Raw genomic sequence first — 23,879 nt, 5'->3', positions numbered from 1 at the left:
GCCTGGAGCGGTGAGCAACGAACGACGAATCAGCGGTGCCGGACTCTCGACGATCACCGAGGGAGGCACCGTCCTCGACGCGTGGTTCCCCCGTCCCGTTCTCGGCGACGACGCCGAGCTCTCCCCCGACCTGGCCGCTCAGGCGGGTTCGGACGAACGGCGCAACGTGCGCGTCGAGGCCGTGTCGCTCACGATCGACATCGACGCGGCGCCCGCTTCCACCGCCGACGCCTACCTGCGCCTGCACGCCCTCTCCCACCTGCTCGTGCGCCCCAACGAGATCAACCTCGACGGCATCTTCGGGCACCTCCCGAACGTCGCGTGGACGAACGCCGGTCCGATGCACCCCGACGACGCGGCCCGGCTGCTGCCGCAGCTGAAGCGCCACGGCATCCAGCTCCAGGGGCTCGACAAGTTCCCGCGCCTCACCGACTACGTCCTTCCCGCGGGCGTCCGCATCGCCGACGCCTCGCGCGTGCGCCTGGGCGCGCACCTCTCCCCCGGCACGACCGTCATGCACGAGGGCTTCGTCAACTTCAACGCCGGCACGCTCGGCTCCTCGATGATCGAGGGGCGCGTCTCCCAGGGTGTCGTGATCGGCGACGGCACCGACATCGGTGGCGGCGCGTCGATCATGGGGACGCTCTCGGGCGGCGGCACGCACCGCGTCTCGATCGGCGCGCGCACGCTTCTCGGCGCCAATGCCGGCATCGGCATCTCTCTCGGCGATGACTGCGTGGTCGAGGCGGGTCTCTACGTCACGGCCGGTACCAAGGTGAAGGTCGGCGACGAGACGGTCAAGGCCGGCGAGCTGTCCGGGCGCAACGGCATCCTGTTCCGTCGGAACTCGCTCACCGGGGCCGTCGAGGCGTCGGCGCGCGCCGGCGTCGGCGTCACGCTGAACGAGGCGCTGCACGCCTGATCCCCCGGTCGATAAACGCCGTCCCTGTCGAGACTCGCTACCTCACCGCGTGTCTCGGCACGATCGGCGTTTCTCGTTCCGGGGGCGCCGGGCCCTACCCCGCCGCCCTCGGTGCGTCTCCGTCGCGGAGGCGCACCGACAGGCAGGTGACGCAGCCCTCGAGCTTCTCGAACTCGCTGACGTCGACGGTCACGACCTCGAGGCCCCGGGCGCGGTGCGCGGCGGCGGTCTCGGGAGCGTCGGACGACATCAGAACGGTGCCCTCGTCCAGCACGACCACAGCGGTACCGTGCTCTTCCGAGACGCCCTGGAACACCGGGAACAGGGCGGGGTCGTCCACGAGCGGCTCGAACCCGATCACGGTGCCGTCGGGAAGCGCCGTCACACCCGACTTCAGGTGCAGCACCTTCGTCACCGGGATCTCGCGCACCTCCCACCCGCGCGGCTCGAGGAGCGCACGCAGCTGCGCGATGCCCGCGGCGTTCGTCCGCGACGACGCGCCGACGTACACGGTGCTCCCGACCTTCAGCACGTCACCCCCGTCGAGCGTTCCGGGTTCGACGATCTCGGCGAGGTCGATTCCGGATGCCAGCACCCCGGCGCGGACGCTCTCGGCCTCGCCGCGACGCGATGCGGCTCCCGCGCGACAGAGCACCGCGAGGTCGCCGAACACCACGACAGCGTCCTCCACGAACACACCGTCGGGCTGATCATCGGCGGGCGCGATCTCGATCACGTCCCACCCACGCGAGCGGAACACATCGACGTAGCCGCGCCACTGGGCGAGGGCGAGGTCCGCGTCCACGGGGACGCGATCCAGATGGGTCAGTTCCCCTTCGGCGAGCAGCGGCGAGGGGCGGCGGACGAGAAGACGCGACATGCCCCGACCCTACCGGGGCTCCGTCACCGCGGCCGCGGGTCGCGGCATCCCTCTCCTTCCCCGATAAACGCCGTTCCTGCCGATACACGCCGCGCCACCGCGTGTCTCGACACGGACGGCGTTTATCGCGGGGTCCGCCCGCCGCCGCCGGGGTCCGCCCGCTGCTGGGGGCATCGCCCGCCGCACACCGCGGCGTACAGCTGAACGCCCCGCCCCTCGCGAGAGGGATGGGGCGTTCCGTGTGAGGGTCAGACCCCGGGGTAGTTCCGCTCCGCGGCGCCCGTGTACAGCTGCTGCGGGCGACCGATCTTGGTCTGCGGGTCGGTGATGGCCTCGCGCCACTGCGCGAGCCAGCCGGGAAGACGCCCGATGGCGAACAGCACGGTGAACATGCGCGTGGGGAAACCCATCGCCTTGTAGATGACGCCGGTGTAGAAATCGACGTTCGGGTACAGGCGACGCTCCTTGAAGTAGTCGTCCTGCAGAGCGATCTGCTCGAGCTCCTTGGCGAGGTCGAGGAGCGGGTCGCTGACGCCGAGGGCTTCGAGGACCTCGTCGGCCGCTTCCTTGACGAGCTTGGCGCGCGGGTCGTAGTTCTTGTAGACCCGGTGGCCGAAGCCCATGAGCTTGACGCCCTCTTCTTTGTTCTTCACCCGCTCGACGAAGCGTTCGACGCTCTCGCCGGAGTCGCGGATGCGGCCGAGCATCTGGAGCACGGCCTCGTTGGCGCCACCGTGAAGCGGGCCGGAAAGGGCCTGGATGCCGGCGGAGATCGACGCGAACTGGTTGGCACCGGTCGAGCCGACCAGGCGCACGGTCGAGGTCGAGGCGTTCTGCTCGTGGTCCGCGTGGAGCATGAGAAGGAGGTCGAGCGCCTTCGTCATGACCGGGTTGACCTCGTAGATCTCGCTCAGCACGCCGAAGTTCAGCTTGAGGAAGTTGTCGACGAAGCCGAGCGAGTTGTCGGGGTACAGGAAGGCCTGCCCGATGCTCTTCTTGTGCGCGTACGCCGCGATCACGGGGAGCTTCGCGAGCATGCGGACCGTGTTGAGCTCGACGTGCTCGGGGTTGTGCGGGTCGGACTCGGACTCGTAATAGGTCGAGAGGGCCGCGGTCGCCGCCGACAGCACCGACATGGGGTGCGCGGTCGGGGGCAGCGACGAGAAGAAACGCTTGAGATCCTCGTGCAGCAGCGTGTGGCGGCGGATGCGCTCGTCGAACGACGCCAGTTCGGATGCCGAGGGCAGCTCGCCGTAGATGAGCAGCCATGCCACCTCGAGGTAGGTGCTGTTCTTCGCGAGCTGCTCGATCGGGTAGCCGCGGTAACGCAGGATGCCCTGGTCGCCGTCGATGTACGTGATGGCGGACTTCGTCGACGCCGTGTTCACGAAGCCGTAGTCGAGCGTCGTGTGACCGGTCTGCTTCGTCAGCGACGCGATGTCGATGCTCGGGATGCCGTCCGTTCCCCGGAGGACCGGGAATTCGGCGGTGGTGCCCCCCACCGAAAGGGTGGCCTTGTCGTTCTGCGTTCCCGCGTCGCTCACCGCGCCTCCTTGCGATTTCTGGTCGCCCAATTCATCGACCACGGGGGCGGAGGCACCCGCAGCCTTTCTCGACCGGGGGATGCCACGAGTGCGGCCTCACGATCGGCACACGCTCGGAGGGTTGCCCGAACACAGTGCTTTTACAGCCTAGTAGCCCGGGGCGCGTACAGATGACACCGCCAAAGGATGCCCCCATCGAATGGAGGGATCCTCCTCATGCGCGTCGGTGATGACCGGCGTAGGCCGCCGGGGTCACCCCGAACCGAGCACGGAACGCGGAGATGAAGCTGCTGACGGAGTCGTAGCCGACCGCGAGCGCGACCTCGTGCACGGGATCGCCTCGGAGGAGCAGGCCGACCGCGACATGCAGGCGCGCCCGTACCCTCCACTCCCGGAAGGTGCGCCCCGTGTCCGATACGAAGGCACGAGCGATGGTCTTGGCACTGACACCCGCCTGGGCCGCCCACGCGTCGAGATCGCGATCGTCGTCGGGTGCGGCGAGGAGCGCGACGGCGATCGCGCGGGCACGCGGATCCTGCGGCAACGCGACGATCTCGCGGGAGACGGGCGCTTCGGCGACCAGATCGCTCAGCAGAGCGAAGCTCTCCTGCCGACGCCTCTCGGACCGGCCCCCGGCGGCGAGATAGCGCAGCAACGCTCCGCCGAGCGGATCGAGGGCGAGCACGCGCGCCCGACTCCACCCCGCTGGACTCGGGCGATGCCGTTGATCGACATAGGCGCTGACGAGTTCGCCGGGCTCGGTGAACCGCATCTCATGCAGCACCCCGGTGGGGATCCATGCCGCGTGATCGCGACGGAGGTGCCAGCGGTCGGTCCCGACCGACACCTCCATGGATCCGGATGCCATCCAGGCGAGCTGATCCTCCTCGTGCCGGTGCAGATCGAAGCCGCTGCCGCCGTCCACGAGTGTCGAAGTGACGGCGAACTCGGCGAATGTCCACTGGCGAACACGCGGCTCGGAGTCGGCGGCATCCACGTGGTCCGAGTGTTCGCCACGCGACATGACCGTGTCCTCGATCAGCACGGGATGTCTCCTCACGACGATGGCGGCCAAAGTAAGGCAAGGCTAACCTAGCGACGCCCGATCCCGCTGACCCGAGAGCTCCCATGCCCAGATCCCTCCACCGCTCCCGCCCCGCGCGCCTCGCCGCGCTCGGCACCGTCCTTGCCGTCACCGCCGCCCTGCTCGCGGGCTGCGGCGGCACCGCCACGGCCGTCGCCGAGAACGCGACCTATTCGACCGAGCCGAGCGACACGTTCCCCGTCACCGTGACCCACCAGTTCGGCGAGACCACCGTGGCGGCCGAGCCGCAGCGCGTCGTCGTGGTCGGCCTCACCGAGCAGGACATCCTGCTCGAGCTCGGCACGCCCCCGATCGCGACGACCGAGTGGTACGGCGAGCAGCCGTACGCCGTCTGGCCGTGGGCGACCGACCTGCTCAACGGCGCCGAGCCCACCGTCCTCTCGGCCACCGACGGCTTCGAGTTCGAGAAGATCGCCTCGCTCGAGCCGGACCTCATCGTGGGGACGAACGCCAACATGACCGCCGACGACTACACGAAGCTCAGCGCGATCGCTCCGACGATCGCGAGCGTCCCCGGTGCCGAGCGCTACTTCTCGGACTGGAAGGGCCAGACCCGTCAGATCGCGCAGGCGATGGGACGCAGCACCGAGGGCGAGAAGCTCATCACCGGCATCGAGGAGCAGTACGCGGCCGCCGCGGCGGCGCACCCGGAGTTCGCGGGGAAGACGGCGTCCTTCTCGCAGGGCGGTCCCTGGGAGGGCAGCATCTACGTGTACCCGGACGGGTTGAACACCGACTTCCTGACGGACCTCGGCTTCGTCATCACCCCCGGTCTGGAGAAGTACGTCCAGCAGGAGGGCGCACAGGCGCTCATCTCGGGCGAGACCATGTCGCTCATCGACGCGGACGTCATCGTCTTCGCCACCGAGAGCGCCGAGTCGCTGCCCGACCTCCTCGACTTCGGCACGACGCGATCGCTGTCGGCGGTCACCGGTGGACGCGCGGTGTACACGGATGCCGAACTCGCCGGCGCGATCTACTTCCTCACGCCGCTCAGCCAGAAGTACGTCATCGATCACCTCGTGCCGCGTCTGGAGAAGGCGGTCGCGGGGACGTCCCCGCAGAGCGTCGAGGGCTGACCCGAGGTGATCTCTGCCCTCTCGGTCGCGTCGCGCCCCGGCGCGCGGCGCGACCGCCCCTCCTCCCCCGCCCGGCGTCGGCGGGCCGCGGGACTCGCCTTTGCCGTCGTCGCTCTCGCGGCGAGCGCGGCACTCAGCATCGCCGTCGGGTCGAACGCCCTCAGCCCGGCAGACGTGTGGCACGCCCTCGCGGCTCCCTCGGGAACGCTCACCGATCAGATCGTGCTCGACCTCCGCGTTCCCCGGACGGTCGCCGGGATCGTCGTGGGGGTCGCGCTCGGGCTCGCGGGTGCCCTCATTCAGGCGTTCACCCGCAACCCGCTGGGCGACCCGGGAATCCTCGGAGTGGATGCCGGGGCCGCGCTCTTCGTCGCGATCGGCGTCGTGCTGGGTGCCGTCTCCGCCGCGCAGTTCCTGCCGTGGGCCTTCGGCGGCGCGTTGCTCGTGACGGTGGTCGTGACCGCAATCGGCGGGGCCGGTCGAGGGGGACCCGATCCGGCGCGCCTCACCCTGGCCGGCGTCGCGGTCGGTGCCGTCCTGCTGGGCATCACGAGCGCCATGATGCTGCTGGACCCCGTTACCTTCGCCCGCCTGCGCGGGTGGAACGCGGGCTCGTTCGTGGAGCGCGGATGGGATGTCATCCTGCCCACCCTGCCGTTCGTCGGCGCGGGCATGGTCGTGGCGCTGGCGTGCGCACGGTCCTTGAACTCCCTGGGTCTCGGCGACGAGCTCGCGTCCTCTCTCGGGACCCGGCTCGTGCGCACGCGTGTGCTCTCGATCGTCGCGATCACGGTGTTGGCCGGTTCGGCCACGGCGATCGCGGGGCCGGTCGCCTTCGTCGGCCTCATGGCCCCGCACGTCGCTCGGTGGATCGTCGGCCCCGACCAGCGCTGGATCCTTCCCTACACGATGGTGATCGCCCCGGTCGTGATGCTGCTCTCCGACGTCGTCGGCCGCGTGGTGTTGTGGCCGAGCGAGGTGCCCGTGGGCATCGTCACGGCGTTCGTGGGCGCACCCGTCCTGATCGTCCTGGTACGGCGCGCGAGAGCGAGCAGCCTGTGACCGTCGCGACCGGTCCGCGCACCGCCGTCGTCCGCCGGGGGAGACTGTCGGTCCGTTTCCGGGTGCGCACGCTCGTCACCGGCGCGGCCATCGCCGTGACCCTGGCCGCCCTCGCGATCCTCGCCCTGTGTCTCGGCGATCTCCCCCTCACCCCCGCCCAGGTGGCCGGAGCCCTCCTCGGCACCGACGGCGGGTTCACCGCGACCGTGGTGCGCGAGTGGCGACTGCCGCGCGTGCTCGGCGCCGTGGTCTTCGGCGTCGCCCTCGGCATCTCGGGCGCCGTGTTCCAGTCGCTCACCCGCAATCCGCTCGCCAGCCCCGACATCATCGGGCTGTCCGCGGGTTCCTACGCGGGCGGTCTCGGCGCGATCCTTCTCCTCGGTGCGTCCGCGGGGAGCGTCCCCGTGTCGGCCGGCGCGGTGGCCGGGGGCCTCGTCTCCGCGGCCCTGGTGTACGTGCTGGCCTATCGTCGTGGCATCCAGGGATTCCGCCTCATCGTGGTCGGGATCGGGATCTCCGCGATGCTCCAGGCCCTCAGCACCTATCTGCTGCTGCGCGCGAAGGTCGAGGTCGCGATGGTCGCGGCCGTGTGGGGAGCGGGGTCGCTCTCTCCGGTCGGCTGGGCGCAGTTCCTGCCCGCCGCCGGGGTCGTCGTCCTCGCCCTCGTCGCGCTCGGTGCGTTCTCGCGCGCCCTGTCGCGCCTCGAGCTCGGCGATGACGCGGCGCGGGCGCTCGGCATCCGTGTCGAGAGGGCGCGACTTGGTCTCGTCGTCTGCGCCGTGGCTCTCACCGCCGTCGTCACCGCGGCCGCGGGTCCGATCGCGTTCGTCGCGCTCGCCGCTCCGCAGATCGCTCGCCGGCTCACCCGCACCGCGGGCATCGCGCTCGTCCCGGCGGGGCTCATCGGCGCAGTCGTGCTGACGGCATCCGACATCGTCGCCCAGCACGTGCTGCCCACTCCCCTGCCCGTCGGACTCGTCACGGTCGTCGTGGGCGGGATCTACCTCGTCTGGCTCCTCATCCACGAAACCCGGAGACGCGCATGACCGCTCCCGCCCGCCTCGCCGCCACGGATCTCACGATCGGTTACGACCGCCGTGTCATCTCGGAGGGCCTCTCGGTCGGCATCCCCGACGGGTCGTTCACCGTGATCGTCGGGGCGAACGCGAGCGGCAAGTCCACGCTGCTCCGTGCCCTCGCGCGCCTGCTGACGCCCAGCGCCGGGACCGTACGGCTCGACGACCGGCCGCTCGGCGACTACCCGCCGAAGGAACTGGCGCGCACGGTGGGGCTCCTCCCGCAGACCTCGCTCGCCCCCGACGGCATCACGGTCATCGACCTGGTCGCGCGGGGACGGTACCCGCACCAGGGCTTCCTCCGGCAGTGGTCCGTTCAGGACGAAGCGGCGGTGACGGCGGCGATGGATGCCACGGGCACGGCCGACCTGTCCGGCCGTCTCGTCTCGGAGCTCTCGGGCGGTCAGCGCCAGCGCGTGTGGGTCGCGATGTCGCTCGCTCAGGAGACGCCCATCCTCCTGCTCGACGAACCGACGACGTTCCTCGACATCGCGCACCAGATCGAGCTGATGGAACTGCTCACCGACCTCAACGCACAGGGCCGCACGCTCGTGGCCGTACTCCACGACCTGAACCAGGCCGCCCGCTATGGCAGCCACCTCATCGCCGTGAAGGACGGACGCATCGTCGCCGAGGGTGCACCCGCCGACATCGTCACGGCTGAGATGGTCGAGGAGGTCTTCGGTCTGCGGTGCGTGGTCACCCCGGATCCCGTGTCGGGAACCCCCGCCGTCTCGGCCCTCGGGCGGGCGCGGACGGCCCACGGATGAAGATGCTGCTGCAGGCTCCCGCCGAGCCGGTGCCCACGCGCGAGATCCCGATCACCGCCGCGACGACGCCCCGCCGTCTCGCACTGCGGGTGATGGGCGCCTCACCGCGGTACACCGTCCCCGCCGCGGTCCTGTCGGTCACACACCAGCTGGGCGAGGCGCTGGTGCCGATCATCATGGGACTCGCGATCGAGCGTGCGGTGACGACCGGCGACCCGGGCCAGCTCGCGCTGTGGCTGGGCGTCCTGGCGGCGGACTTCCTCGCACTGTCGTTTTCGTGGCGCTTCGGCTCTCGGTTCGCCGAGCTCGGCATGCTGGCTGTGCAGCATCGCCTTCGCACGACCGTGTCCGCGCACCTGCTGCACCGCCGGCCGGGCCCGGGACGCCCCTCGGACCAGCCCGGCGTCGCCCTCTCCATCGCGACATCCGACGCCAATCGCCTGTCGGAGGCCGTCGAGATCGGCGTCTACCCCGTGGGCCAACTCGCCGCCGTCCTGTTCGGCGGCGCCGTGCTCCTGACGATCTCCTGGCCCCTCGGGCTCGCCGTGCTTCTCGGGGCACCCCTGCTGCTCTGGCTCACCGAGCGCGCGGGCCGCCGCCTGCGGGAACGCAGTGGGCAGGAGCAGGAGGCCGCCGCGACCGCGGCCGGCCGGGCGGCCGACCTCCTGAGCGGCTACCGCGTGATCCGCGGCATCGGCGCCGAGGTCGAGGCGAGCCGCCGATACCGCCGCGCGAGCCGCGCCGCGCTCGCCGACACCGTGCGCGCCCGACGCGCGGAGGGCGTGTTCGGCGGAGCCATGAGCATCGTCACGGGCCTCTTCCTCACCGCCGTCGCCGTCGTCGCCGCGATCCTCACACTGTCGGGCACGCTCGGACTCGGCGAATTCATCGCGATCGTGGGTCTCGCCCAGTTCCTCCTCGACCCCCTCGAAGCTCTCGCGCTGTACACGGGAGCGTGGTGGGCGTCCGCGACCGCCTCCGCCGCGCGCGTCCTCGACCTTCTCCGCGACGCGGAGCCGCTCGCGGCCGTCGCGGACGACACCCCTGCCCCGGTCGACCTCCCCGAGGTTCAGCCGGAACAGTTCGTCGTCGTGGCGTGCGACGGCGCGCGCGCGGCCGATGTTCTCGCGGCGCTGCGCGCGCGGCATCCGGAGGCCTTGCATGCCCCGCACGCGGCCCACCTGTTCACCGGCAGCGTGACGGAGAACGTCCGCTCCACCGAGCGGGATGCCGACACGCTCGCCGCCGCCCTGTACGCCGCCGCGTGCGACGAGCTCGCCGAGGTGCTCCCCCACGGCCTCGCGAGCCGCGTCGGCGAGAACGGGACGGCCCTCTCGGGGGGTCAGCGCCAACGCGTCGCCCTCGCGCGGGCGCTCGCACACGACCCCGAACTCCTCGTGCTGCACGACCCCACCACCGCTGTCGATGCGGTCACCGAGTCGCGGATCGCCGAACGGGTGCACGAGGCCCGGCTCCATCGGCGGACCGTCGTGATCACCCGCTCCCCCGCGTTCGCCGCGGTGGCCGACCGCGTCGTGCGGATCGCGGACGGAGGACGATCATGAGCACCGCTCTTCCGCTCGCATCGGCTCGCGAGGTCGCGCGCGAGCTCCGCCGGTCTCTGCCGGGCGGATGGTGGCGCGTACCGGGGCTCGTCCTCGTGGTGCTGGCCGCGGCGATCGCCGGTGTCGTCGGCCCCCTCGCCCTCGGCGTCATCGTCGACGCGATCGGGGCCGGGGACGACGCCCCTCACCTCGCCGTCGTCCTCGCGGCGGTGATGGCCGGTGCCGTCGTGGTCGGGGCCGCGCTCACCGCCGTCGGCATGGTCGCCGCGTCCCGCCTGTGCGAAACCGCCCTCGCGGATCTGCGCGAACGCATGGTCGACACCGCGCTGCATCTGCCGCCGTCGCGCGTGGAGCGCGCGGGAACGGGCGATCTCGTCGCGCGCGCGGGCGACGACGTCGCGGAGGTGTCGGATGCCGTTCCGCGTGTGGTTCCCGCCCTCGTCGGGGCCGCATTCACGATCGTCGTGACCCTCGTCGGCATGGCCGTCATCGACCCCTGGTACGCCCTCGCTCTCGTCGGCGTCACGCCGCTGCATGTGGTCGCCGTCCGTCGCTACCTGCGCTCGGCTCCCGCCGTCTACGCGGCGGAGCGGACCGCGATGTCCGAGCGGGCTCAACACCTCCTCGACGCCCTGCGCGGGCTCGAAACCGTTCGCGCATACTCCGCGGAGTCGTCCCACCTCGCGCGGATCGCGGGGGCGTCCTGGAGCGTCGTCCGCTGGAGCATGCGGGCGCGCGGCATCCAGAACCTCTTCTTCGCGCGGCTCAACGCGGCCGAGTTCCTCGGCATGGCGGGTCTGCTCACGGTCGGCTTCGTCCTCGTGGCGAACGGACACGGAACGGTCGGTGGCACGACGGCCGCGATGCTGCTGTTCCTGCGCCTCTTCGGCCCCATCAATCAACTGCTGTTCGTCGTCGACGACCTGCAGTCCGCTCTCGCCTCGCTCTCGCGGATCGTCGGGGTCATCTGTTCCGCAGCACCCGCGCCTTCGGCGCTGCGACCGGCAGCCGACGACGTTCACCTGCGCGACGTCACCCACGCGTACGAAACGGGCCACCCCGTCCTGCACGACGTGTCGATCCAACTCGGAACGGGCACCACCGTGGCCGGTGTGGGGGCATCCGGTGCCGGCAAATCCACCCTCGCCGCCATCGCCGCGGGCGTGCACGAACCGCTCGCGGGGGTCGTGCACCGGCCGGCATCCGTCGCGCTCGTCACGCAAGACGTGCACGTCTTCGACGCCACCCTGCGCGACAACCTGACACTCGCGGCCCCGGACGCGAGCGACGACGACATCCACCGAGCGCTGTCACGGGTGAGCGCCGACGGCGTCGTCGCGCGCCTCCCGCGGGGCCTCGACGAACCCGTCGGCGCCTCGGGCACCGCCCTGTCCGCCGCGGAGGCGCAGCATCTCGCCCTCGCGCGCGTGATCCTCGCCGACCCCGCGTTCGTCGTCCTCGATGAAGCCACGGCCGAGGCGGGCTCGACCGAAGCGGGTCGTCTTGAGGATGCCGCTCTGGCCGCCGTCGAGGGACGCACCGCGCTCGTCGTGGCGCACCGCCTGAGCCAGGCGGCCGCCGCCGACCGCGTCGTCCTCCTCGAGGCCGGGCGCGTGCGCGAGGAGGGCACGCACGATGACCTGCGCGCCGCAGGCGGCTCCTACGCGCGGCTGTGGGAGGCGTGGAGCCGGTCGACCTGAGTCAGAGCGTCAGTCGCTCGGCGGCGGCGGCGATCCGCTCATCGGTCGCCGTCAGCGAGAACCGCACGTGGTTCGGGAAGTGCGTCCCGTAGAAATGCCCGGGTCCGACCAGGATGCCGAGATCGGCCAGACGCCCCACGCTCTCCCACGCATCGCGCCCCTCGGTGGCCCAGAGATAGAGGCCCGCTTCGCTGCGGTCGACCGTGAATCCGGCCGCCTCGACGGCGGGTTGGAGGACGGCGCGACGGCGGGCGTACCGCTCGCGCTGCTCGACCACGTGCGCGTCGTCACCCAGGGCCACGGTCATCGCGCGCTGCACGGGCGCGGGCGGCATGAGTCCGAGGTGCTTGCGGCCGGTCAGAAGCCGCGCGACGAGCTGCTCGTCGCCCGCCAGGAACGCCGCGCGGTAGCCCGCGAGGTTCGACTGCTTGCTGAGCGAGTACACCGACAACACGCCCGACAGGTCGTCGCCGACGACGGCCGGATCCAGCACGCTCGGCACGCGCTCGGTGTCCCACGGGGCGTCCCACCCCAGTTCGGCGTAGCACTCGTCGGACGCGAGAACGGCTCCGAGCGCACGCGCCCGGGTGACGGCATCCGTCATCTCGGCGACCGAGAGCACCCGGCCGTCCGGGTTCCCGGGCGAGTTGACCCACACGAGCTTGGTGTTCTCCGGCCACTCGGACGGATCATCGGATGCCACCGGCTCCGCGCCCACGAGACGAGCACCGATCTCGTAGGTCGGGTACGCGGCGCGGGGATGCACCACGGCATCGCCGGGGCCGAGACCCAGGAGCAGCGGCAGAAGCGCCACCAGTTCCTTCGACCCCACGGTGGGCAGCACGTTCGCCCGCGTCAGGCCGGGGACACCGCGGCGACGGGCGTACCAGTCGACGATGGCTTCGCGCAGTGCGGGGGTGCCGGCGGTCGCCGGGTAGGCGTGGGCGTCGGTCGCGTCAGCGAGCGCCTCGGCGACGACGGCGGGCGTGGGGTCGACGGGCGAGCCGATCGACAGGTCGACGATGCCGGCGGGGTGACGCCGGGCGCGCTCCGCGTACGGGGCGACGGCGTCCCAGGGGTAGTCGGCGAGGTCGGCGACGCCCACGGCTCAGTGGCTCTGCGGGGGAAGCGCGGTGATGACGGGGTGATCCTTCGCGATCACGCCGACCTTGGCCGCACCGCCGGGAGAACCGATGTCGTCGAAGAACTCGACGTTGGCCTTGTAGTAGTCGGACCACTCTTCCGGGAGGTCGTCTTCGTAGTAGATCGCCTCGACCGGGCAGACGGGCTCGCACGCACCGCAGTCGACGCATTCGTCGGGGTGGATGTAGAGCGACCGCTCGCCTTCGTAGATGCAGTCGACCGGACACTCGTCGATGCAGGCGCGGTCTTTGACATCGACACACGGGAGGGCGATCACGTAAGTCACGCGACCAGTCTAATCGCGCTCGCTCGACCGGCCTCGCCGCGCGCCGTCTGACCTATGATCCGTCGATCTCAGCGCACCGAGACGACGGGCTCCGAGGCTGCGTTATCGGCCGGCCGCGGGGGCAGGTGCGAGAAGGTCGGCCAGAAGGCCACGAAGACCATCAGCGCGGGACCGACGATCGTCCAGACGACCGGTATCCACTCCGTGCCCGGAGTGGGAGCGGCGACGATCGCCGACCCCCCGACGCCCGGCTGCGAGAACACGTACGTGGCGAGCGAGATGCCCAACCCTCCGGCCAATGCGTTCACGCGGTCACCCGTCAGCGTGCGCAGGGCCACCAGCAGAGCGGCGCTGCCGAGAGTGGCGAGCAGCAGACCCAGCGGCACCGGGCCGAGACGGAACGCCTGACCGATCGTGCCCGCCGCTCCATAGAACACGCCGATGAGGAGCGCCACGACCCAGCCGACGACGCGCAGGATGCCAGAGCTCATTCGGGTCATTTTACGGGGCGACGCTATGGGGCGGCGGAGAACGACCGCGCCACCCGCGCCCGGGTGAACCCGACACCCCCTCGGGGTGAGTCACGGGTGATACCCCGTGGCTCGGGACGTTCGCCCGTGTGGCCCGGCGCCCGACACGGCGCCGTCCTTCCGCTCCCGCTGCAGTTCACCCGTCCGTCGCCAGACGAGAAGGCACGTTCCCTGGGCCCGGCGACCGCGACCCTGAAGGAGCGCGTGTCAGCGTGACCGCGTTCCTCACCCTCCCCTGCCTCGCCGGAGAACTCCCGAATGAACGCCCTCGTGCCCGCGTCCGACGCGCCCACCCTCTCCCGCCGCACGGTCATCGCGGGTGCCGCCTGGGCGGTTCCCGTCATCGTCACCGTCAGCGCCACCCCCGCTCTCGCCGTCTCCGCCGGGCCGACGGTCACGGCCACCACGCCGAACATGCAGTCCCCCGCCGCGGGAAACGTCCTGGTCACCGCGACCGTGACGGACGCCTCCGGAGCGCCGATGACCGGTCAGCCGGTCTCGTTCACCGGCCCGGACGGCGTGAGCTTCTCCCCCACGACCGCCTCGACCGACGGATCCGGCGTCGCCACCTCGACGATGACGACCAGCGACGCCTGGGCCCTCCCCGGCAGCAGCATCACGGTCACCGCCCTCAGCGGCGGGGCCAGTGGGTCCGCCGTCGTCACACAGCTCGGCGCGAATGCCTACGCGGTCGGCGGCAACGATCACGGCAAGGCGGGCGTGCCCGGGTCCGCCTCTCCCACCTCGCCGACGCAGCTCGCGCTGGTGTTCCCCTCACCGATCGTATCGGTGGTCACGGGATCGGCTTTCTCCCTCGCGCTGCTGAAGGACGGCACCGTCTGGTCAGTCGGCTCCAATGCCGTCGGACAGCTCGGCGATGGCACGACCACCGACCGCGCGACCTGGGCCAGGATCGACGGGCTCTCCGACGTCACGCAGATCGCTGCATCTGATTCGCTGAGCATGGCCGTGCTGGCCGACGGCACCATTCGGGCGTGGGGAGACAACAGCGACGGGCAGCTCGGAAACGGGAGCACTGCTCCGAACAGCCCGACCCCGGTCACCGTCGCAGGGATCGGCTCCTCCGAGCCCAAGGCCGTCCAGATCGCCCTCGGCTTCGCCAGCAGCTACGCCCTGCTCGAGGACGGCAGCATCCGCTCCTGGGGCAACAACGACGAGGGCCAGCTCGGCAACGCCACGACCACGCCGCGCAACACCCCGGGGGCGCTCGTCTGGGGCCCTCGAGGGCAGCTCACCCGGGTCACGCAGATCTCAGCCGGGGCCTACAGCGCCTATGCCCGGATGACCGACGGCACCATCAGCGCGTGGGGCAACAACAATCGCGGGCGCCTCGGCGACGGCACGACGACCAACAGCTCCCTGCCGACCACCGTTTCGGGCATCACCACCGCGACCCAGGTCGTGGCCGGATACGTCAGCGCGTACGCCGTGCTCACGGACGGCACCGTCAAATCCTGGGGCGGCAACGAACAGGGGCAACTCGGCAACGGCACGCAAGACTACGCGACCGCCTACTCGACGCCCCAGTCCGTGCAGACGCTCACGAACGTCACCCAGATCACCGCAGCGGTCTTCGGCGCCTACGCCATCACCAGCGACGGCACCGTCTACGCCTGGGGGAACAATGCCGCCACCGCCACGACGGCCACCCCCACGGTGGTCTCGGGCGCAGCCAACACGACCTATTTGCAGGACAACTCCTCCGAGGCGAGCAACAACACCCTGTTCCTCATCGTCGGCGACCGCACGATCACCGTGTCGGCCAATCCCTCGCAAGTCGCGGCAGACGGGACCCTCGTCGTCTCCGCAACGATGATGGACAATCGCACCGGAGTCGGACTCGGCCAGCAGACGGTCTCCTTCTCATCGACGGCCGGAAGCGTGTCGCCCGCCGTCGGCACGACCGAGGCGTCGGGAACCGCCGGCACCCAGCTCAGTCCGGACGACACGTGGATGACGCCCGGCACCGTAATCTCCGTCAGGGCGACGAGCGCGGGCATGTCCGCCGCACTTCCCGTCACCGTCCTCGGCGCCAACGCCTGCGCCATCGGCGCGAACGACCTCGGCTACAAGGACACCTCCGGTGGCGCGGGTACCGACTCGACCGACGAGAGACTGCTTTCCCCCACGCAGTTGTCGCGCGCGTTCCCGTCGCCCCTCGTCAAGATCGGTGCCGGTGTCGGCTACACCATCGCGCTCTTGAAGGATGGAACCGTCTGGGGCGTCGGCAACAACGATTCCGGACAGCTCGGCGATGGCACCACCACCTCGCGGAGTAGCTGGGCCCGTGTACCGGACCTCACGGAGGTCGTCGATATCGCGGTCGCGTCCAACACGGTGCTCGCGGTGACGACGGGCGGCAGCGTTCTGCAATGGGGCCAGAGCCTCAGCCAACGACGTGGGAGCGCGAACACGACGACGCCGCAGGCGGTTTCCGAGATCACGACAGCCATCGGGGTGGCCCTCGCCCCCGACAGCGGTGAGGGATCCGCCGCCTACGCCCTGCTCTCCGACGGCCACGTCGTCTCCTGGGGTGCCGGGGCCCTCGGGGATGGCACCACGGCCTACCGCACGGAACCGGGGCCGGTGACCGGCATCAACACCGCGATCCAGATCGCGGCGTCAACCGGAACCGCCTTCGCTCTCCTCTCCGACGGCACCATCAAGTCGTGGGGCATGAACAGCGCCGGCGGAAACCTCGGCAACGGCACCGAGGACGACCCGTACAGCGAAAGCTTCGTCGACAGTCCGGTGACCGTGTCCGACATCACCACGGCCACCCGCGTCGTCGCCGCCGGCTACAGCACGTACGCCCTCCTCTCGAACGGCCAGATCCGGGCATGGGGCGGGAACAACTACGGTCAGCTCGGCGACGGCACGACCACGACGCGCAACACCCCCGTCGCGGTCAAGAACATCAGCACCGCCACGCAGATCGGGACGACCGACAACAGTGCGTATGCCCTCCTCGCCGATGGCACCGCCTTGGCCTGGGGCGGAAACGACCAGGGCCAGCTCGGCGACGGCACCACCACGGGACGCACCGAACCCGCCGCCTTCCCCAGCACCGCACTCACCGGGGCCCCGGCCATCATCGGCTTCAGCGTCAACACGACCTGGAGAACGGGGTTCGCCATCCTCGGTTGACCCACCATTTGCTGCGGGGTGCGGTGAGGGCGCGACGGCGCCGCCACCGCACCCCGCGTCCGTCCAGACGCCGCGACGTCAGGCAGCCCACCCCCACAACCGCAGAAGCGCGGCGGTGAGAGCAGCGGCGGCGACCACGACCAGGAACGGCGCGCGAATCCACAGCAGGAGCGCGGCGACGGCCACCGCGGGAACGCGAGCGTCGACACTCACCGTGCCTCCGACGGCCAGCGTCTGCACCATGACCAGCGCCGACAGAAGCGCCACGGTGAGAAGGTCGCTGATCCGTTCGACGCGCGGCGACTCGAGCCAGCGCGCGGGGAGCAGGTAACCGACGGCTTTCAGCGCGACACAGAGAACGGATGCCAACAGCACAGCGGTCCAGAGCGTCATGGCATCCCCTTCTCTTCAGCCACGCGGGCCGGGTCGGGCGTCGGTCGGCGCGGATCGAACAGCCCCACGGCCACGGCGACACCGGCCGCGGCGATGACCGGGATGCCCGGCATGAGCACCGGCGTGAGCAGCGCCGCGACGACGGCGGCACCGGCCGCGACAGCCAGAGGTTGTCGGCCGCGCAGACGTGGCCAGAGCAGAGCGAGGAATGCGGCCGCCGCAGCCGCGTCGAGGCCGTAGGCGCGTGGGTCGCCCAGCACGTCTCCGAGCAGCGCGCCGAGGAGGGTGGAGAGGTTCCAGCCGACCCAGATGGCCACCCCCGTCACCCAGAAGCCCACCTGCCGCGCGCGCGGCTGGGTCTGGGCGAGTCCGACGGCGACCGACTCGTCGATCGTGAACTGCGTCGCTCCGGCCTTGCGCCAGAACCCACCCGCGACGACCGGCGCCATGCGCATCGCGTAGGCGGCGTTACGCACCCCCAGCAGCACCGCGGAGGCGATGGCGGCGGGGGCGGCGGCCACTCCGCCGGCGGCGATCACGCCGACGAAGGCGAACTGCGAGCCGCCGGTGAACATCAGCAGGCTCAGGACGCACGTCTGCCAGACGTCGAGACCGGAGGCCACCGATAGGGCGCCGAAAGAGATGCCGTACGCGCTCGTGGCGAGTGCCACGGCAAGGCCCTGCCGGGCGGCGACACCCTCAGGTGTTCGAGAGAACGAACGCATGGACATCATGGTGAACGAGCGAGCGTCGTTCGTCAAGTCGAACGATCGTCGAGCATAATGAACGCATGACGGATCTCGGCGACCGTATCGCGGCGACCCTGCGGCGCGAGCGCGAGCGCCGTGACCTCAGCGTCTCGGAACTCGCCCGGCGGGCGGGCGTCGCGAAAGCCACGGTGTCGCAGCTCGAAAGCGGCGGCGGCAACCCCAGCGTCGAGACGCTGTGGGCCCTGGCGACGGCGCTCGAGATCCCGTTCGCAATCCTGGTCGACGAGGGCGTCCCCTCCCCCACGCTCATCCGCGCGGGCGAGGCATCCACGGCCGTGCCGTCGTCAGCATCCGACTACCTCGCCGTGTTGTTGTCCGCGAGTCCGCCCCACGCGCGCCGCGACATCTACCTGCTGAGCGCCGAGCCGGGGAAGCCCCGACTGTCCGACCCGCACCCGCGCGGAACCGTCGAGCATCTCGTCATGGTGACCGGACGCGGTCGCGTGGGACCAGCCGACGACCCTTACGAGCTCTCCCCCGGCGACTACCTGTCCTACCCCGGCGACGCCCCGCACGTGTTCGAGGCGCTGACACCGGGCATGAGCGCGGTGTGCGTGGTGGAGTCGCGCTGATCTCCGCGCCGCCGACGAACGCGCACGCTATCGCGCCTCCCCGCGCCAGCGCTCGGACACCCCTGTGTCCCTGAGCGCGCACCGCGTAGTGTGCCGGATATGTCCCGCGTGTTCGAGATGACCTTTGCGTCCGTCTACCCGCTCTACCTCGCGAAGGTGGAGCGCAAAGGGCGCACGAAGGACGATCTGGATGCCGTGATCCGCTGGCTCACGGGCTTCGACGACGCGACGATCGCCCGCCACGCCGAGGGGACGACGACGTTCCGGGAGTTCTTCGACGAGGCGACACTCAACGTTCGGGCCGACCAGGTCACCGGGGTGGTCTGCGGCATCCGGGTCGAGGAGATCGAGGACCCGCTGATGTACCGCATCCGCCTTCTCGACAAGCTGGTCGATGAGCTGGCGAAGGGACGTCCACTCGCGAAGGTGCTCCGGGAACAGGCACCCACCCCCGCCCCCTGAGGCCCCCTGACCGTGTCGCATGGGAGGACCCTGAGCTTGTCGAAGGGTCCGGTGGCTTTCGACAGGCTCAGCCACCCCCCGCGGCGTATCGCGAGCGCGAGGGGCTTCGGCAGGCTCAGCCACCTTCCGCGGCCCGCGAGGTGCCCGGACAGGCTCAGCGACCCCCTGCGGCGACGCGGAACGGCCCCGCCGAGCGTGAGCTCGACGGGGCCGCGATCAGCCGGGAACGCTTACGCGTTGGCATCCTGACGCTTGAGGCGCGACGCGGCACGACCGCGCTCGGTCGCATCGAGCACGACCTTGCGGATGCGCACCTTCTCGGGCGTGACCTCGACGCATTCGTCGTCGCGGGCGAACTCGAGCGACTCCTCGAGCGTGAGCACGCGCGGGGGCGTCATCGACTCGAAGGAGTCGGAGGTCGACGAACGCATGTTCGTGAGCTTCTTCTCCTTGGTGATGTTGACGTCCATGTCGTCGGCGCGCGAGTTCTCGCCGATGACCATGCCCTCGTAGACCTCTTCGGTGGGCTGCACGAAGAAGCTCATGCGCTCCTGCAGAGCGATCATGGCGAAGGGGGTGACGACGCCCATGCGGTCGGCGACGATCGAGCCGTTCTGGCGGGTCGTGATGGAGCCCGCCCAGTCGTCGTAGCCGTGCGAGATGGCGTTGGCGATGCCGGTGCCACGCGTGATCGTGAGGAACTCGCTGCGGAAGCCGATGAGGCCGCGCGAGGGCACGACGAACTCCATGCGTACCCAGCCGGTGCCGTGGTTGGTCATGTTGTCCATGCGGCCCTTGCGGGCGGCCATCAGCTGCGTGATCGCGCCGAGGTGCTCCTCGGGGGCGTCGATCGTGAGGTGCTCGAACGGCTCCTTGAGCTTGCCGTCCTCGCCGCGCTTGGTGACCACCTGGGGCTTGCCGACGGTGAGCTCGAAGCCCTCGCGGCGCATGTTCTCGACGAGGATCGCGAGAGCGAGCTCTCCGCGGCCCTGGACTTCCCAGGCATCCGGACGTCCGATGTCGACGACCTTGAGCGAGACGTTACCGATGAGCTCGCGGTCGAGACGGTCCTTGACCATGCGGGCGGTGAGCTTGTGGCCCTTGACCTTGCCCATGAGCGGCGAGGTGTTGGTGCCGATCGTCATCGAGATGGCGGGGTCGTCGACCGTGATGGCCGGCAGGGGGCGCACGTCTTCGGGGTCGGCGATCGTCTCACCGATCGTGATGTCGGGGAATCCGGCGATCGCGACGATGTCGCCGGGACCGGCGTCTTCGGCCGGGTAGCGCTCGAGGGCGCGGGTCTTCAGCAGCTCCGTGATGCGCGCGTTGCTGGTGGTGCCGTCGGCACGCACCCAGGCCACGGTCTGGCCCTTCTTGAGCGTGCCGTTGAACACGCGCAGCAGCGCGAGACGGCCGAGGAACGGCGAGGAGTCGAGGTTGGTGACCCAGGCCTGCAGCGGCGCCTCGTCGTCGTAGGAGGGAGCCGGGACGTGCTCGAGGATCGCGGCGAACAGCGGCTCGAGGTCCTCGTTGTCGGGCAGCGCGCCGTTGTCGGGACGGTTGAGGGATGCCGCACCCGCACGGCCGGAGGCGTACACCACCGGCACGTCGAGGAGCGCGTCGACGTCAAGGTCGGGCACGTCGTCGACGAGGTCGGACGCGAGTCCCAGAAGCAGGTCGTGCGCCTCTTCTTCGACCTCGGCGATGCGCGCGTCGGGGCGGTCGGTCTTGTTGACCAGCAGGATGACGGGGAGCTTGGCCTCGAGCGCCTTGCGCAGCACGAAACGCGTCTGGGGCAGCGGGCCCTCGGACGCGTCGACGAGCAGCACGACTCCGTCGACCATCGACAGGCCGCGCTCGACCTCGCCACCGAAGTCGGCGTGGCCCGGGGTGTCGATGACGTTGATCGTCACGGGCACCTCGGTGTGGATGCCGTTGTACGTGATCGCCGTGTTCTTGGCGAGGATCGTGATGCCCTTTTCGCGCTCGAGGTCGTTCGAGTCCATCGCGCGCTCTTCGACGTGCGCGTGCTCGCCGAACGAGCCGGTCTGGCGGAGCATGGCGTCGACGAGGGTCGTCTTGCCGTGGTCGACGTGCGCGACGATCGCGACGTTACGGAGGTCAGGACGAAGGGCGTGCGCCATGGAGGGTCTCCAGGAAGAATTGGGGTGTCGCCCGGAATCGGGCCCTCTTACTCTACCGGGCGTGCGCAACTTTCCCTGGCAGACAGCAGAAAGGGCGGGACCCCGTCGGGAATCCCGCCCTCTCGCTCAGGAAAAGCGTGCGTTGCCGCTCAGCGGTAGAACGCCGCGATCGTCTCGAGCTTGCTGGTCGAACCGGTGATCCGACTGGCGACCCGTACGACGTCATCCGAGCCGGCCTCGTAGTACTTGCCGACCGTGTACGAGATGCAGGGCGCCGGCGTGTCCGCGCCCTTGATCATCTGACGCGCGGGTCCGCTCTCCCAGATGTTCCCCTCCGCATTTCGCGTGTACGGCGAAACGAGGATGGCGGAGTTCGCGGGGCCGGAGTAACACAGCTGGATGCTGTCGAGCACCGCACCGTTCGCCGTGTGTCCGCTGAAGTTGCCCGTGACCGTCAACGCGAACGGGTCACCGTTCACGTCGGTCCAGGTGTTGGAGATGGTGACGGCGGATTGCGAACCGATGTTCGCGGTGGCGAGCTCACCGGCAGCGCTTGCCGGTGCCGCCACGATCGTCGATCCCAGCAGCCCTGCAGCGGCCGCGGCGATCACCGAGGTCAGGATTCGTTTCTTCGACTTCATGTCGCGCCTCCTTTAGTAGGACGTCCATGTTTCTCCGAATCGCCGCTTCTCCCCAGGTTCATGAGAACGACCTCATCCCTGTTTCATGAGCCGCGGATGCGTCGCCGTTTGCCGGCGCGCACCGCCGTGCTCCGCCAGGGAAGCGGGAAAAGGACAATCGGGCACGCCCGGAGCGGTCCCGTTTCCTCATCTTGGCCGCGCTCACAGACAGGGAAAAGGGCGGGACTCCCCCAGGAATCCCGCCCTCCACCGTGCAGACGTCAGGATGCCGGTGTGTCCCGCAGCAGTTCGTGACGCAGCTCGCGACGCGCCGCCTGCACCTCGACGTCGGGCACCGGGATGGCCGCGATGAGGCGCTGCGTGTAGGCCTCCTTGGGGGCGCGCAGGATCTCGTCACGCGTGCCCTGCTCCGCGATCTTGCCGCGGTTGAGCACGACGATGCGGTCGGCCATGGCATCCACCACGGCGAGGTCGTGGCTGATGAAGAGGCACGCGAAGCGGTGCTCCTTCTGCAGCTCGCTGAGCAGCTCGAGCACGCGGGCCTGCACCGAGACGTCCAGGGCGCTCGTGGGTTCGTCAGCGACCAGCAGACGCGGCTGCAGCGAGAGCGCGCGGGCGATGCCGACGCGCTGCTTCTGACCGCCGGACAACTCGTGCGGGTAGCGGTTGCGGTAGCTGCGCGGAAGGCGAACCTCGTCGAGGAGCTTCTCGACGCGGGCGTCCAGCTCCGCACCCTTCGCCTCGCCGGCCAGGAACAGCGGCTCGCCGATGGACTCCCCGATCGGCAGTCGCGGGTTCAGCGACGACGAGGGGTCCTGGAACACGATGCCGACGCGACGACGGAGCGACTTGATCAGCTTTCGCGAACCGCTCGAGATGTCGACACCGTCGACGACCAGACGGCCGTCGGCGATCGGCTGCAGACCGATCGCGGCACGACCGATCGTGGACTTGCCCGAGCCCGACTCCCCCACGAGGCCCACGATCTCGCCCTCGGCGATGCCGAGGGTCACATCGTCGACGGCACGGAACGCGGCGACGCGGCCCTTCTTGCCGTACTCGATCGAGACGTGCTCGAGCTCGAGCACGGGGTGCGCGATCACCGGGGCTGCTGCCGCGAGCGTGAGTTCCTCGGTGTGCGCGGGGCCTTCCGCGACGGCCGCGGCGAGAGCCTCGACGATGTCGACCGTGGCCTCCCCCTCGAGGGTCTCGCCAAGACGCGGGACCGAGGCGAGCAGTTCCTTGGTGTAGTCGTCCTGCGGGTCGCCGAGCACGACGGCCGCGGGACCCTGTTCGACGATCTGCCCCGACTTCATCACGACGATCCAGTCGGCGAGGTCGGCGACCACGCCCATGTCGTGCGTGATCAGAAGCACGGCCGAGTCGAGGCGGTCGCGCAGATCCCGGATGAGGTCGAGGATCTCCGCCTGCACGGTCACGTCGAGGGCCGTGGTCGGCTCGTCCGCGATGAGGAGGGCGGGCTCGAGGCTGATCGACTGCGCGATCATGGCGCGCTGACGCTGCCCACCCGACAGCTGGTGCGGGTACGACGCGAACGCCTTCGCCGGGTCGGGCAGGCCGACCATTCCCAGAAGCTCGAGGGCACGCGCCTTCGCCGCGGACGGCGCGATCGGAGTGTGAGCGCGCAGCGCCTCGATGATCTGCGATCCCACGGTCAGCACCGGGTTGAGGGCGGTCATCGGCTCCTGGAAGATCGCAGCGACCTCGGGACCGCGCAGCTCGCGCATCTGCCGCGCCGACATCCCCGTGATCTCACGCCCGTTCACCTTGATGCTGCCGGTGACCCTGCTGTTCTTGGGCAGCAGGTCGAGGACGGCCATCGAGCTCACGCTCTTGCCCGATCCCGACTCGCCCACCACGGCGACGACTTGGCCGCGGGCGATCGAGTAGTTCAGGTTCTTCGCGGCCGGAACCCAGACATCGTCGACGGCGAAGTCGACGCTGACGTCGGTCATCTGGAGGGCGGGGACGCCCGCCGTCTCGGTCGTGCTCATGAGACTGTCCTCTCCGTCCCGCTCAGCGGGAGTGAGTGATCGGGAAATGAAA

General features: G+C 70.3%; 21 protein-coding genes. 10 read left to right on the top strand and 11 right to left on the bottom strand.

Features of this window, described 5'->3' with window-relative positions; genetic code table 11:
• The first annotated feature begins 10 nt into the window (after positions 1-10).
• A complete protein-coding gene (dapD, locus tag MTES_RS15285) occupies positions 11-922 on the top strand; it encodes a 2,3,4,5-tetrahydropyridine-2,6-dicarboxylate N-succinyltransferase (protein ID WP_013586183.1) in 912 nt (303 codons plus the stop codon).
• Positions 923-1,016: 94 nt separating this feature from the next.
• On the opposite strand, the gene ddaH is transcribed toward dapD, so the two are convergent.
• From ddaH to MTES_RS15270, 3 genes are all read right to left on the bottom strand, one after another.
• Entirely contained in the window at positions 1,017-1,802 is a 786-nt protein-coding gene (gene ddaH, locus MTES_RS15280; protein ID WP_013586182.1) for a dimethylargininase, read from the bottom strand.
• Positions 1,803-2,050: 248 nt separating this feature from the next.
• Positions 2,051-3,346: a citrate synthase gene (locus MTES_RS15275; RefSeq protein ID WP_013586181.1), complete on the bottom strand. Its 1,296-nt coding sequence runs from the start codon at positions 3,344-3,346 to the stop codon at positions 2,051-2,053.
• Between the two features lie 214 nt (positions 3,347-3,560).
• Positions 3,561-4,391, bottom strand: coding sequence for a helix-turn-helix transcriptional regulator (locus tag MTES_RS15270; protein WP_013586180.1), 831 nt, complete (start codon positions 4,389-4,391; stop codon positions 3,561-3,563).
• 83 nt (positions 4,392-4,474) lie between these two features.
• Between MTES_RS15270 and MTES_RS15265 the strand changes: the two genes are divergently transcribed.
• The 6 genes from MTES_RS15265 to MTES_RS15240 are packed head-to-tail and all read left to right on the top strand — an operon-like array spanning position 4,475 to position 11,703.
• On the top strand, positions 4,475-5,530 hold the full coding sequence (locus MTES_RS15265) for an ABC transporter substrate-binding protein (RefSeq protein WP_013586179.1): 1,056 nt from the start codon (positions 4,475-4,477) through the stop codon (positions 5,528-5,530).
• Between the two features lie 6 nt (positions 5,531-5,536).
• Positions 5,537-6,592, top strand: coding sequence for a FecCD family ABC transporter permease (locus MTES_RS15260; RefSeq protein WP_013586178.1), 1,056 nt, complete (start codon positions 5,537-5,539; stop codon positions 6,590-6,592).
• A complete protein-coding gene (locus MTES_RS15255; protein ID WP_013586177.1) occupies positions 6,589-7,638 on the top strand; it encodes a FecCD family ABC transporter permease in 1,050 nt (349 codons plus the stop codon). The genes MTES_RS15260 and MTES_RS15255 overlap by 4 nt, the downstream gene beginning before the upstream one ends.
• On the top strand, positions 7,635-8,438 hold the full coding sequence (locus tag MTES_RS15250; protein ID WP_013586176.1) for an ABC transporter ATP-binding protein: 804 nt from the start codon (positions 7,635-7,637) through the stop codon (positions 8,436-8,438). The genes MTES_RS15255 and MTES_RS15250 overlap by 4 nt, the downstream gene beginning before the upstream one ends.
• Positions 8,435-10,003 (top strand): ABC transporter transmembrane domain-containing protein, encoded by a 1,569-nt coding sequence (locus MTES_RS15245; RefSeq protein ID WP_080575438.1) that lies wholly within the window; start codon positions 8,435-8,437, stop codon positions 10,001-10,003. The genes MTES_RS15250 and MTES_RS15245 overlap by 4 nt, the downstream gene beginning before the upstream one ends.
• A complete protein-coding gene (locus tag MTES_RS15240; protein WP_013586174.1) occupies positions 10,000-11,703 on the top strand; it encodes an ABC transporter ATP-binding protein in 1,704 nt (567 codons plus the stop codon). Before MTES_RS15245 ends, MTES_RS15240 begins: the two co-directional genes overlap by 4 nt.
• A gap of 1 nt (position 11,704) precedes the next feature.
• Here the strand turns inward: MTES_RS15240 and dapC are convergent, their stop codons facing one another.
• The 3 genes from dapC to MTES_RS15225 form a co-directional block, all read right to left on the bottom strand.
• Positions 11,705-12,808: a succinyldiaminopimelate transaminase gene (dapC, locus tag MTES_RS15235; RefSeq protein WP_013586173.1), complete on the bottom strand. Its 1,104-nt coding sequence runs from the start codon at positions 12,806-12,808 to the stop codon at positions 11,705-11,707.
• A gap of 3 nt (positions 12,809-12,811) precedes the next feature.
• Positions 12,812-13,132, bottom strand: a complete 321-nt coding sequence (gene fdxA, locus MTES_RS15230) for a ferredoxin (RefSeq protein WP_013586172.1) — start codon at positions 13,130-13,132, stop codon at positions 12,812-12,814.
• A gap of 68 nt (positions 13,133-13,200) precedes the next feature.
• Positions 13,201-13,623, bottom strand: a complete 423-nt coding sequence (locus tag MTES_RS15225; protein WP_013586171.1) for a hypothetical protein — start codon at positions 13,621-13,623, stop codon at positions 13,201-13,203.
• 297 nt (positions 13,624-13,920) lie between these two features.
• Here MTES_RS15225 and MTES_RS15220 point away from each other — a divergent pair, with 297 nt between their 5' ends.
• Positions 13,921-16,830, top strand: coding sequence for an Ig-like domain-containing protein (locus MTES_RS15220; protein ID WP_013586169.1), 2,910 nt, complete (start codon positions 13,921-13,923; stop codon positions 16,828-16,830).
• 78 nt (positions 16,831-16,908) lie between these two features.
• Here MTES_RS15220 and MTES_RS15215 read toward each other — a convergent pair whose 3' ends face one another.
• Both MTES_RS15215 and MTES_RS15210 read right to left on the bottom strand, forming a co-directional pair.
• Positions 16,909-17,223, bottom strand: coding sequence for an AzlD domain-containing protein (locus MTES_RS15215; RefSeq protein ID WP_013586168.1), 315 nt, complete (start codon positions 17,221-17,223; stop codon positions 16,909-16,911).
• Entirely contained in the window at positions 17,220-17,948 is a 729-nt protein-coding gene (locus MTES_RS15210) for an AzlC family ABC transporter permease (protein ID WP_013586167.1), read from the bottom strand. Before MTES_RS15210 ends, MTES_RS15215 begins: the two co-directional genes overlap by 4 nt.
• A gap of 65 nt (positions 17,949-18,013) precedes the next feature.
• Between MTES_RS15210 and MTES_RS15205 the strand changes: the two genes are divergently transcribed.
• Together MTES_RS15205 and MTES_RS15200 are read left to right on the top strand one after the other, a co-directional pair.
• Positions 18,014-18,565, top strand: coding sequence for a helix-turn-helix domain-containing protein (locus MTES_RS15205; RefSeq protein ID WP_013586166.1), 552 nt, complete (start codon positions 18,014-18,016; stop codon positions 18,563-18,565).
• Positions 18,566-18,664: 99 nt separating this feature from the next.
• Positions 18,665-19,027, top strand: a complete 363-nt coding sequence (locus tag MTES_RS15200; RefSeq protein WP_043361530.1) for a DUF2200 domain-containing protein — start codon at positions 18,665-18,667, stop codon at positions 19,025-19,027.
• Between the two features lie 230 nt (positions 19,028-19,257).
• Here MTES_RS15200 and typA read toward each other — a convergent pair whose 3' ends face one another.
• The 3 genes from typA to MTES_RS15185 all read right to left on the bottom strand — a co-directional run bounded on the left by typA (position 19,258) and on the right by MTES_RS15185 (position 23,827).
• The gene (gene typA, locus MTES_RS15195; protein WP_013586164.1) at positions 19,258-21,171 is read right to left on the bottom strand and encodes a translational GTPase TypA; all 1,914 of its coding nucleotides are present in this window, start codon (positions 21,169-21,171) and stop codon (positions 19,258-19,260) included.
• 149 nt (positions 21,172-21,320) lie between these two features.
• A complete protein-coding gene (locus tag MTES_RS15190) occupies positions 21,321-21,812 on the bottom strand; it encodes a hypothetical protein (RefSeq protein WP_013586163.1) in 492 nt (163 codons plus the stop codon).
• A 260-nt stretch (positions 21,813-22,072) separates the two neighbouring features.
• Positions 22,073-23,827 (bottom strand): dipeptide ABC transporter ATP-binding protein, encoded by a 1,755-nt coding sequence (locus MTES_RS15185; RefSeq protein ID WP_013586162.1) that lies wholly within the window; start codon positions 23,825-23,827, stop codon positions 22,073-22,075.
• Positions 23,828-23,879 lie beyond the last annotated feature (52 nt).

Origin of the sequence: Microbacterium testaceum StLB037 (assembly GCF_000202635.1) — a bacterium.
Lineage (GTDB): Bacteria > Actinomycetota > Actinomycetes > Actinomycetales > Microbacteriaceae > Microbacterium > Microbacterium testaceum_F.
Note: the sequence above shows the minus strand (reverse complement) of the source record. Positions and strands in the feature narration are given on the sequence as shown.